The sequence below is a fragment of the Legionella tunisiensis genome (genome assembly GCF_000308315.1).
GTDB lineage: Bacteria > Pseudomonadota > Gammaproteobacteria > Legionellales > Legionellaceae > Tatlockia > Tatlockia tunisiensis.
In genome coordinates this window covers 1-9,821 of sequence record NZ_CALJ01000296.1, presented here as the reverse complement: position 1 = coordinate 9,821, position 9,821 = coordinate 1, and the positions used below count along the sequence as shown (strand labels likewise).

Here is a 9,821-nt window from a genome sequence, read left to right as displayed (position 1 = left end):
ATTAGAGTTTGTTTTTAAACATTTTCACCATATATACTAGATTTTCAATACTATCTTCATCAATTTCACATAACAGAACTGCACCTGATCTAGAAATAAAGTCAAAATCCAGCTCTTCTGATTTGGATAAAATAGTCACATTAGATTTAGCAATTTCTTTTAAAATTGATCTCTTGCATTTAATTGCACGCGTGCAAGACTGATAATCACTTAAATCATGAACTATGAGAATATCGATATCTTTATATGATTTTGAACCAGAAAAATAAGATCCGAATCCATAGATCTTCATTTTAAAACACAATCCCAGCCTTTTTCTTTAAATTTTTCTTTCTCAGATTCAGTGAGATACTGCCAATAATTTTTCATATTTATCGCCGCCATGAATCCACGTATATCATATATCCCAACATTTTCATTCATGCAATGACGTTTTACCTCTAATGTATAACTGCACCAGTTAGAGTTTATAATTACTGCGTTTATTTCACCCAAGCGCTCACATAATTCTTGGTACTCTGTAATGCTAAAGGAATAACATTCACATATAAACGTTTTAATAACCCTGCCGTCAGTCAATTTAATTTCATAAAGGCTAGGATTAACTTTTGTTATTGTTTCAACATTAGTATGTGCTTGCATTCCTTCTTCAAAGAAATTGTAATTTCCATAATAGTTCATCCAAGGATAATCTTCATTATGTGCTGGCATATCAATCTCCCAAAATTAATTGTTCAAACTCTTTTGGAAAACGTAAAACAGCTTCGTATGGTATTTCATCATTGATCCATTTTTCGTAGCTTTCCACATGTTTTAAAAACTTACTAACAACTCGCTGATCTGCTCTTGAAAACAAATTTCTATTTTCATTGAGTAGTTTCAATATTTTCCTATTGTTAGGAACAATTGTCGAAAGCTTTTCAAAATTCCACAAATTATAAAATTCATCGTTATTCGGATTTCTACGAGCAATATCTGAAGCAGGCCCATACTGTTCCCACGATATATTATTCTCCGCTATATATATTGCAAGCTGCTCTCTTAACTGCTCTAAACTATCATATTTTGGAAAATTCCATCTATTTATTTTGTCTTCATGTTTAACCTTCATTGCATGAAGGTATTCCACTGTATAGATTGCTTCATTCTCCCGCTTATCAATAAGTTCATGATGAGTTGGGCAAAGTAGAATCAGATTTTCATAACTATCTCTTTCTGTATCCGACTGTGCCTTATCATAGCGGTTTGAACTAGGTTTCTTTCCCTTTATATGTGCCATTTCACCTAATGTGTAAGGCGCAGGATTAGCTCCTGTTAATCGTTCATCACAATCAGTAAATGAACAAATACCAGCAGCATTTGACCATAATAATTTTATTGTTTTATCTGTAATTGCCACCTAAATCCCTTGCTATAAATAATTACTATCCCTTTTATTTGTTTTCTACTGGAATAATTATGGCTTCAATCACATACTTTGCATTTTTTGCTTTTTAGAAGGATGAAGTCATTTCCGCACTCAAATTGTAAAGCCTTATATAATTAGAGTTTTTAAAAGTTCCACATGACAAACATCAGGAAGACTATAAGAGTTTACTGTAGCAGATTTGTAACAAAGTGTAGTATAACTACAGTTGTTTCAGGCGAGTGTGGACAGTAATTGGCAGATTTGTTACATCGCAAGTTACTGATTTTATTTATAATTTCTCTTGATCAAATTGGCTTCGAACCAAGGTGTCGGGGGTTCGAGTCCCTCCGAGCGCGCCATTTAAACACGGTCTTCCCAAACATCCCCTTTCCAACAGTTTAGGCTATTTGCTAATTGAAACTCGAAAAGGACAGCATTTTAGCAGATGCGATTATAATACGGGTTATTCTGATAGTCATTCCAAATTGGAATCTTGCTTAGAAAACAATTCTCTTTAAACTAATCAGTCATTTTGATTAAATATTAACCATTTAAGCAAAATTAAATGAGGTGTGAGGTGACTTTTTCTCCAAGAGAACGTGTAGAGTTGATTCGTTTTATTCACTTAAATAAGTTAAAAATTAAACCATCCACTGGATGGACAAACTATTCGAAATTTAGACGAAACAAAAATGCCTTAGTGTTAGATGTTGGTGACACTGAATCATTAAGCAGCGTCCTGAAATTCATTACCGCTTTAAATAAAAAGAAAGATCCTTCTCAACGTATATTAGTGAGACCTGCGGCCGGAGGTCGAGAAAAAAATACAGCGAATCCTATTCGGTGCATGGTGTAGAAGATGCCGACATTATTATCCGTTTAGTAGGAAAAGAATTTACTGAAATTAAAGCTGTTGATATGAGTAATCAAATCGTTGTGATTGGCGCAAGTATGCAAGTTGGTGAAATAAACGAACAGCTTTATGAGCGATATAACCTTACTTTACCCACCTCATCGTTAAATCCATACATTTCGTTTATTGGTTTAGTTGCTAACAGCGGCATTGGCACTGGAAAAGACCAACCGGGTGTATCTGGTCTTATCAAATCGATGACGCTTTGTCTTCCCAATGGTGAAATTGTGACGATTGATAATACTCATCCTGATTTTGAAACAATTTGCTCAGGTCATCAAGGATTGTTTGGTTTTGTGTTAAGCGCTGAAATTCAATGTACTGAAGCCAAAAAATTAGAATGTGTCAGAGAAATTATGAACGTCGCTCAATTAATTGAAGAAATTAAGCAGGGTTTATTAGAACGTGATCCTTACACTAGTATTTATCTTATGCCTACCTATCAATCTGATGAGTTGACAAATCGCACTTATAAAAATGTCTGTGTATATCGTTGGCGTCCTGTAGAGAAAACATGTTTGGATCGAAATGCCCGTACTCCCTTAACGCATGTGCGGCAAGAAATGGAAACCAGGATTTATGATTTCTTGCACGTAAGTGAATTTCTATGCCGATATCCTTCCTGGATTCCGTTTTTCGCACAATATGTTGTGCTTCCTCTTGTGATTGGTAGCAAAAATGAAGCGTCTATTTCACGTTGGTATGATTCAGTCCATCATCAGACGGGTTATCCACGGAATGTGGAAGATACTGGTTTGTTATTTGAAGTAAGCCAAGATCACCATGAAATAGTCATAGCCTTAGAAAAGGTATTTACGACATTACACGAGTACAGCAAGAAAGGTGATTATCCTATTGTAGCAGGAATGTATTTACGCTATCTGCAGGGTACGAATGGAGGCGTATCTATTACTCAGCATCAAAGAGGGAACCATGTTTGTTCTTTGGATATGGTATCTGACATTAATATACCTGGGCATGAGGCGTTTCAGAAAGAAATCACCGAATTCTTCAGGACAATGTTAAAAGCGACGCCTCATTTAGGAAAGTTTTTACCCAGTGGCTATCAATTAAATTGTACTGATTACACAAATGCATTAATAAGATGGTATAAAGAAAATAATTTAAATCTTGAAGAGAGCATGTTGCTGACCGCCCATTATTGCAGGCTTTTACAGCTCTCCCAAATGATGCCTGTTCAACCTGAGTTTTCAAAGACACAGGCCACTTTATTCCAACCAGCAAGAAACCTTGCGGAGTTAAAAAGCAGATTTGACGATGGCGCGCGATATACAGCTGCAATTTAAATCAGCAGTCAGAATAGTTAGATTGTCTAATTTAGACATTAAAAAAGGCTGAAACAGAGTCTTGCATTGCCATTGTATCGTCAAAGCCTAGTTTGATTAATGCTCGGGTGAATTCTCTTTCGAATAAAAGAAAGCTTAGTAGATCACCAGAGTGGCGTTTTGCACCAAGAAAATTAAGCAGTAGACGTAATAACAGTGGGATGCTGTTGTAATGAGATTGAGCAATAGTTGCTATATCTACACTGGGCCGCAAATGTAAAATTTGAACGGTTCGCCAAGATGATTGCTGTTGCTTTTCCGGTGGCACTAAGCTGGCAATATTGTTCATATGGTTAATCATCTCAATATCACGATCAAGGTTATCTAAAAATAAGCCGTTAATCATTCCCCCTAAAACACGTGAGAAATCAATGTCACCATCCCGTATTTTTCAGGAGTCCCTTTCCTTAATTGTCGATTTCCAATGACTAAGATTTTATCTGCTTGGCAATGGATTGCGCCACGCAGAGGAGCCTCTAGTCCTAAATGACCATCTCCATAATGAAAGCCATCTATTTTTGAAGGTGGAAAGAACAGGGGGAGTGCGGTAGATGCCAGAAAATATTCCATGTCCAGATGAATCCGTTGACTAATATGCAGTGGATGATCCCAATCTTCAAAATCTTCTGAATGATGTTGATAGAAGGAGATGGTTTTTTGAGTTTCATAACAGTTGCTGATGATCTCAAGTGTTTCTAGGTGTTTATTTTTAATAGCACCGTTCACGTCCTCAAAATTGATGACTCTTTTGAGAAAACCTCGCAAGGGAGTTGTATCAAGAATATGTCCTAAGAGACGTTGCTTAAAAAACATGCTACTCATGTTACGCATGGCTGTTTTACTGAGTGCATAATTACTGGTTTTAAAAATTTGTGGACAAGTAATATCCCCCCATAATTCACTTAACTTACTGGCACTGGCAGAAAAATCGAGTGCATTTTCAGCTAACACAGCAGTATTAATACTGCCAACACTAGCTCCGGTGAGTATGTTAAAAGGAATTTTTTTGCATTTGTAATTGTACTAATCGCTTTGAGAGCTCCAGCTTGATAGGCTCCTCGAGCTCCACCGCCTGCCAGATAAAGTGCAATTTTAGTCATGTTTTACTGTTTTAAAGAGAGAGGTAAAAAATATAGTCCTGTTACAAGTCGCTGGCAAGTCATCGCTTCACTTGAGAAAAATTATTTATTCCTTGAGTGCAACCAATGTATCTACTTTGATTACAGCTTTTATTATTTGAGTTGCCTCGTAGCGTCTTCAAGGAACCAATTAAAATCCGATTCTTAATTAACAAATTAAAGAATATTGCTATGCTAATTATTGTTAATTTGGATGTCATGATGGCAAAGCGAACGTGTAATGGAGCAGGATGATTTGCTAAAAAGAGAAATGGTCGTATTTCTATGATATGAATATCTACGATGTAGTGATGTCGTGTCATACCAAAATAGTTACCGATAAATTATGGTGATGTCCATGGTATGTTGGACTTATGCCTATAGAGGAAAATTAATCATGATTAGAAATAAAAATACACTTAATGACTATAATAGATAAACAAGCTACCTCAAAGACAACTAATGATAACCCTAGCTAAGCAAAGTGTTTTTTCTGATTTAAATCAGGATGAGTTACAGGAACTGATTAACGCAGCAGAACGGATTCAGCTTGAAGAAAATAGCTCTTTCATTAAAGAAGGCTCGCAGGAGTCCAGTTTTTACTATCTGGATAAGGGGAAGGTGGCTATAGTAAAAATTCTGGAGTAAAAACACATATCATTGCTGAATTAACAGAGGGGGAGAGCATAGGGGAAATGGCTCTTATCGATAGGGAACCTCGCTCTGCGTCAGTGATTACTTTAACTCCCTGTATATTATATAAATTTGATTTTGATAAATTAAGGAAAAACCCTCAACTGGCCTCTTTGCTTAATAAAATGGCCAATGCGTTGAATCGTAAAATCGCTAATCGTCTGCGGTATACCAATGAAGTCACTGTAAAAGCGCTGCAAAATAAATATGTCATGAGTATTTTCTTTATTAGAGTGCTCATTCTGCTATCTCTCTATGCTTTATCTTTAAGTTTAATTGAAAAGAGTGAAGGGTATTTTTCAAGCACTACACTGCCGAGCTTGATAATCATTGTTATCTTTACTCTCGTTGCGTTTTCGGTAGTTAAAAAAGTGGTAATCCCTATAGTTTTTACGGTATCACTCGCAAGCATGCAGCAAAAAATTTTTTCGAAGGGATACTATTTACCCTCCCTGTTCTCATCGTGATTGTACTTCTTAAATGGTTTTTGATAACTCATATTACTTCTTTGAGTCATTTTCCTTTATTTGACCATACTGCTCCATTTAAAAATGGAGCGATATTTAACTGGTATTCTTATTTTCTCTTTATGTTTCTATATATAATTTTTTGCCCAGTGCAAGAATTTATTACTAGAGGGTGTATTCAGTCTTCATTACAAAATTTGCTGGACGGTACCCAAACCTCAATAAAATGGAAGGCTATTATTATTTCTAATCTTCTGTTTGCAAGTGTCCATTCACATACGTCTCTGGGATTTGCACTTTCTACCTTTATTCCAGGTATTTTTTGGGGGTGGTTATATGCGCGACAGAACTCTTTAATTGGAGTAAGTATTTCTCACATTTTAGTGGGGGTGTGGGCTGCTTTTATTGTTGGGTTTCAAAATATGATTTAAGGTTTTATAAACGGCCCCAGTCGAACCAACGTTCGGAGGAGCTTTTAACGATGCTTTTACAGGGAGTACGTTATGACAAAAGAGCAATTAAACTCTACGGGACGTGGGGATTATCACACTTTCTATAAGGGACAGTCCATTGACGATCTCATTATACAATATATGCAGGATAATAATGTACCCGGTATGGCTCTGGCCATTGTCCAAGCACCTTACATTACGCGTGTAGTAGGGTATGGATTGGCTGACAGAGAGAAAAAACGTCTAGTTGCTTCGAATACAGTGTTTAATGTAGGGCAACTTAGTAATGCCTTTACAGCAGTAGCAATACTACAGCTTAAAGAGGAAGGTAAGCTTAAACTCGAAGATGCTATTACAACTTATTTTTCTGATCTTCCTCAGACATGGTCCACTATAACGATTCGCCATTTAATAATGCATAGCTCCGGTTTGCCAAGTTATAGTGACGAATCTTTTGATTTCAGTAAAGACTATTCCTTGACTGATTTTATGCAGTTACTGGGTAAGAAGCCCTTGCTATTTTCACCAGGTTCTAAAATGAATCCCAGCGCTACCGACCATTATTTATTAGGCAAGATTGTTGAAAACGCCAGTGGAATTTCTTACCAAGACTACGTAACTAAAAATCAAATCGAGCGCATGGGGCTAAAACATACTTTTTTGTATCCAATGTGGCTACGATACAAAATGAAATTAATAATGGTTCTGTACCATTTAAGCATCAGCAATTTCTGCAAAACCCTATTTTTATTAATCCTACTGAGCTAGCTATAGGTTATGTTGACAATAATGGAGCGCTTGCGCCGAGTCCACAACTGACCTGGGCTGCTACTTACGCCGACAGCGGTATTGTCGCTTCGGCGGAGGATATTAGTCTTTGGGATATAGGGCTTGCTGGTGGTATTCTGTTAAAAGATCCAGACAGTAAAAACTTTATATACAATCCTGTCGCGTTGAACGATGGTGAGATTATACCAGGCAATGGTGGTTGGTTTTTTCCAGGTCATAAGGGCTTAATGGAAATTAAAGGAAATATCCCTGGCTATTCTTCCTTTTTAAGTCGATTTACGGATGCTTCGGAGTTAGTTTGTGTAACTCTATTAGCCAATAAAGACAACTTGCTGGATTTAGATATCTTGGCGCGAAAAATTGCAGCGTCTTTCGATCCTAAATTGGGTCCGCTCATTCAGGGAGCTGCATGGTCTGAAACGTTGCAAAGTCCTTATGCAGTATCTACAACATTAGAACGGGTAAGGCGTATTATTCAGGCTCAAGGAGGTACAGTTTTTGCCCAAATCTCTCACAGTGAAGAGGCAAAAAAGTCGGCGAAAAGCTTCCAAACACAGAAGTATTAATTGTAGGCAATCCTGCGAAAGGTACGTTGCTTATGCAAACCAATCCTGCTTTCGCTTTGGACTTACCCCTTCGTATCATGGCGACCGAAGATAGTTTCGGCCAGGTTTGGTTAAGCTTCACTGAACCTGCCAGACTGGCAAAAGAATATCATATCAGTGAAGAAGAGTTACCCAGATTACGTCAACTATCTAATGCACTGCGTAAGGTGTGTGGAAAAGCAATTTCACCATTAACGATGGATTAGCTTTCATCTAGTGTGAGGAGCTGAGGCTTCACGGCGGTTTGAATTTTAAATGAGTTTTTGCGCCACTAAAAAATCATGGGCGACTTTTTGTGGATTTATTTTCTTCACATCTACCAGATAATTTAAATGTCGCATGGTTTTATCGTCAAGTGCGCCTTGTAACGCTTTTAACTCTAGAGAGATTTGAGGATATTTTGTCAAAATGGCATGACGAATAATGGGGGCAGCATAGTAAGGAGGATAAAAATGTTTATTGTCTCTTAACAGGCGCAACCTGTAGCTGGCAATTCTTCCATCGGTAGTGAATGCTTCGATCGCTTGTACCTGATTATTTTGTATAGCTTGATACACGAGATCTGGCTGCATTTGTACTATCTTTTTAAACCTAAAGCCATAAGTGCGAGTCAGGCCGAGTAAACCATCCTCACGTTTGAGAAATTCTGCGGGGGCGGCCAGATGAAGTTGGCCAGCAATCGTCTCCAAATCACTCAAATTCACTAAATGATGTTGCTGTGCAAATTGTTCTTTTACTGCTAATGATTCCGCATTATTAAAGCCAAAAGGTGCTAACCAAACCAAATTATACTTTTTGAGGTAAGTTTTACGAACGAATTGGTAAGTCTGTTGGGGCTTTTTAATTTGATTTTGTTTCAATATGACAAGATAGGCTGTTCCAGTATATTCGGGATAAATATCTATTTGGCCGGCAAGTAAAGCCTTGTGTAAAATAGTGGTTGAGCCAAGATTAAATTTACGGATAACCTGCAAATCAGTTTTTGCTTCAAGTAATTCCGCCATGAGCTCGCCTAATAGATACTGTTCAGTAAAATCTTTGGTACCTATGACAATGGAGTCATTTGCTCGATGAGCAGTGAACAAATCATTGGTGATTACAGTGATTGGTATTGAAATGAGAAGACTTACTAAAATAATTTTTGTTTTTTAAATCGCAATCCTAATCGATGACGACGCGATAATAAAAGGGTTAGAGTTGCAAGGATATAATCAGCCGTCAAGGCAAGTAGGGCAGTAGGAATTGCGCCTAATAAAATGAGCTTTGGATCATTTAAGGATAATCCTTGTGTAATAAAATCTCCCAAGCCTCCAGCCCCTATAAAGGCAGCGATAGTAGTTATACTGATTGTCATGGCCATAGAAATTCTAATGCCATTCATAATCACAGGAAGTGCGAGGGGAAGTTCAATCATGTATAGCCGTTGCCAATGAGTAAATCCCAAACTATCAGCCACATGAAGATAGTTGGGGGAAACCCCTTTTAAGCCGGTATAGGTATTACTTGTTATCGGTAATAACGCATAAATAATCAGGGCAATAAGGGTTGGTGTGATGCCTATTCCAACAAAAGGAATTAAAAAACCAAGCAAGGCAATGCTGGGGATTGTTTGAAATATATTCGTTAGGCCTAGCCCGATATTTCTTAATTTGGGTAATCGAGTCATAAGGATCCCAAAACCGATACCTAAAAGAATAGCTATAAACATGGCCGATATAGAGATAGAAATATGCTCAACTAGCTTGATTTGTAATTCAGGTAGAGACGTTGTTATGAAATCCAAATAGCCCATATTATTGATTTATTTTATTATTAAGTAATTGTCTAACAAATTCCGTTGCAGGCTGAGCCAAGACGTCTTCCTTTGTTCCAATTTGTTCAAGATTTCCCTCGTGCATGATGGCAATTCGGTCTGCTAACCGAAAGGCCTCATTAATATCATGGGTTACAAAAATAATTGTTTTATTGAGTTTTTGTTTGAGTTCAATAATCTCGTTTTTGTAAGGTTTCACGAGTGAGGGCATCCAAGG

Annotated in this window: 15 protein-coding genes and 1 pseudogene; 8 read left to right on the top strand and 8 right to left on the bottom strand. The window is 37.2% G+C overall.

The features are described from left to right. Window position 1 precedes the first annotated feature (1 nt). The 3 genes from BN58_RS26810 to BN58_RS17680 are packed head-to-tail and all read right to left on the bottom strand — an operon-like array spanning window position 2 to window position 1,399. Entirely contained in the window at window positions 2-292 is a 291-nt protein-coding gene (locus BN58_RS26810; protein ID WP_019217977.1) for a hypothetical protein, read from the bottom strand. Then, complete coding sequence (locus tag BN58_RS17685; RefSeq protein WP_019217976.1) at window positions 289-711, bottom strand: hypothetical protein; 423 nt, start codon at window positions 709-711, stop codon at window positions 289-291. Before BN58_RS17685 ends, BN58_RS26810 begins: the two co-directional genes overlap by 4 nt. 1 nt (window position 712) lies before the next feature. Beyond that, a complete protein-coding gene (locus BN58_RS17680; protein ID WP_019217975.1) occupies window positions 713-1,399 on the bottom strand; it encodes an HNH endonuclease in 687 nt (228 codons plus the stop codon). Between the two features lie 574 nt (window positions 1,400-1,973). Here BN58_RS17680 and BN58_RS17675 point away from each other — a divergent pair. Further along, window positions 1,974-2,264, top strand: coding sequence for a hypothetical protein (locus tag BN58_RS17675; RefSeq protein WP_019217974.1), 291 nt, complete (start codon window positions 1,974-1,976; stop codon window positions 2,262-2,264). Further along, complete coding sequence (locus BN58_RS17670; protein WP_019217973.1) at window positions 2,252-3,628, top strand: FAD-binding protein; 1,377 nt, start codon at window positions 2,252-2,254, stop codon at window positions 3,626-3,628. The genes BN58_RS17675 and BN58_RS17670 overlap by 13 nt, the downstream gene beginning before the upstream one ends. Window positions 3,629-3,659: 31 nt before the next feature. Here BN58_RS17670 and BN58_RS35155 read toward each other — a convergent pair whose 3' ends face one another. Beyond that, entirely contained in the window at window positions 3,660-4,013 is a 354-nt protein-coding gene (locus BN58_RS35155) for a hypothetical protein (RefSeq protein WP_232220754.1), read from the bottom strand. Between the two features lie 5 nt (window positions 4,014-4,018). Beyond that, window positions 4,019-4,618, bottom strand: coding sequence for a patatin-like phospholipase family protein (locus tag BN58_RS35150; protein WP_232220753.1), 600 nt, complete (start codon window positions 4,616-4,618; stop codon window positions 4,019-4,021). A 629-nt stretch (window positions 4,619-5,247) separates the two neighbouring features. Between BN58_RS35150 and BN58_RS17660 the strand changes: the two genes are divergently transcribed. The 6 genes from BN58_RS17660 (at window position 5,248) to BN58_RS35135 (ending at window position 7,997) form a co-directional block, all read left to right on the top strand. Continuing rightward, entirely contained in the window at window positions 5,248-5,433 is a 186-nt protein-coding gene (locus tag BN58_RS17660; protein ID WP_019217972.1) for a cyclic nucleotide-binding domain-containing protein, read from the top strand. Window positions 5,434-5,480: 47 nt separating this feature from the next. Continuing rightward, window positions 5,481-5,945 carry a cyclic nucleotide-binding domain-containing protein gene (locus tag BN58_RS17655; RefSeq protein ID WP_026069581.1) on the top strand — a complete coding sequence of 155 codons (465 nt, stop codon included), beginning with the start codon at window positions 5,481-5,483 and terminating at the stop codon, window positions 5,943-5,945. Window positions 5,946-5,965: 20 nt separating this feature from the next. Then, a complete protein-coding gene (locus BN58_RS17650) occupies window positions 5,966-6,376 on the top strand; it encodes a CPBP family intramembrane glutamic endopeptidase (protein ID WP_232220752.1) in 411 nt (136 codons plus the stop codon). A gap of 162 nt (window positions 6,377-6,538) precedes the next feature. Continuing rightward, on the top strand, window positions 6,539-7,165 hold the full coding sequence (locus tag BN58_RS35145) for a serine hydrolase domain-containing protein (RefSeq protein ID WP_232220751.1): 627 nt from the start codon (window positions 6,539-6,541) through the stop codon (window positions 7,163-7,165). Next, window positions 7,069-7,752 carry a hypothetical protein gene (locus BN58_RS35140; RefSeq protein WP_232220750.1) on the top strand — a complete coding sequence of 228 codons (684 nt, stop codon included), beginning with the start codon at window positions 7,069-7,071 and terminating at the stop codon, window positions 7,750-7,752. Before BN58_RS35145 ends, BN58_RS35140 begins: the two co-directional genes overlap by 97 nt. After that, a complete protein-coding gene (locus BN58_RS35135; RefSeq protein ID WP_232220755.1) occupies window positions 7,752-7,997 on the top strand; it encodes a DUF302 domain-containing protein in 246 nt (81 codons plus the stop codon). Before BN58_RS35140 ends, BN58_RS35135 begins: the two co-directional genes overlap by 1 nt. Before the next feature lie 45 nt (window positions 7,998-8,042). Here the strand turns inward: BN58_RS35135 and BN58_RS35130 are convergent, their stop codons facing one another. From BN58_RS35130 to BN58_RS26795, 3 genes and pseudogenes are all read right to left on the bottom strand, one after another. Then, a complete protein-coding gene (locus tag BN58_RS35130) occupies window positions 8,043-8,876 on the bottom strand; it encodes an ABC transporter substrate-binding protein (RefSeq protein ID WP_232220749.1) in 834 nt (277 codons plus the stop codon). Between the two features lie 44 nt (window positions 8,877-8,920). Then, window positions 8,921-9,583 carry an ABC transporter permease gene (locus BN58_RS35125; RefSeq protein WP_019217970.1) on the bottom strand — a complete coding sequence of 221 codons (663 nt, stop codon included), beginning with the start codon at window positions 9,581-9,583 and terminating at the stop codon, window positions 8,921-8,923. 1 nt (window position 9,584) lies between these two features. After that, window positions 9,585-9,821: pseudogene (locus BN58_RS26795) on the bottom strand (hypothetical protein); the annotation flags it as partial.

Bases quoted from the DNA above. Each gene is read 5' to 3' on its own strand.
- BN58_RS26810 (WP_019217977.1), bottom strand. From the start codon at position 292: ATGAAGATCTATGGATTCGGATCTTATTTTTCTGGTTCAAAATCATAT.
- BN58_RS17685 (WP_019217976.1), bottom strand. From the start codon at position 711: ATGCCAGCACATAATGAAGATTATCCTTGGATGAACTATTATGGAAAT.
- BN58_RS17675 (WP_019217974.1), top strand. From the start codon at position 1,974: ATGAGGTGTGAGGTGACTTTTTCTCCAAGAGAACGTGTAGAGTTGATT.
- BN58_RS35155 (WP_232220754.1), bottom strand. From the start codon at position 4,013: ATGATTAACGGCTTATTTTTAGATAACCTTGATCGTGATATTGAGATG.
- BN58_RS17660 (WP_019217972.1), top strand. From the start codon at position 5,248: ATGATAACCCTAGCTAAGCAAAGTGTTTTTTCTGATTTAAATCAGGAT.
- BN58_RS17655 (WP_026069581.1), top strand. From the start codon at position 5,481: ATGGCTCTTATCGATAGGGAACCTCGCTCTGCGTCAGTGATTACTTTA.
- BN58_RS35145 (WP_232220751.1), top strand. From the start codon at position 6,539: ATGCAGGATAATAATGTACCCGGTATGGCTCTGGCCATTGTCCAAGCA.
- BN58_RS35125 (WP_019217970.1), bottom strand. From the start codon at position 9,583: ATGGGCTATTTGGATTTCATAACAACGTCTCTACCTGAATTACAAATC.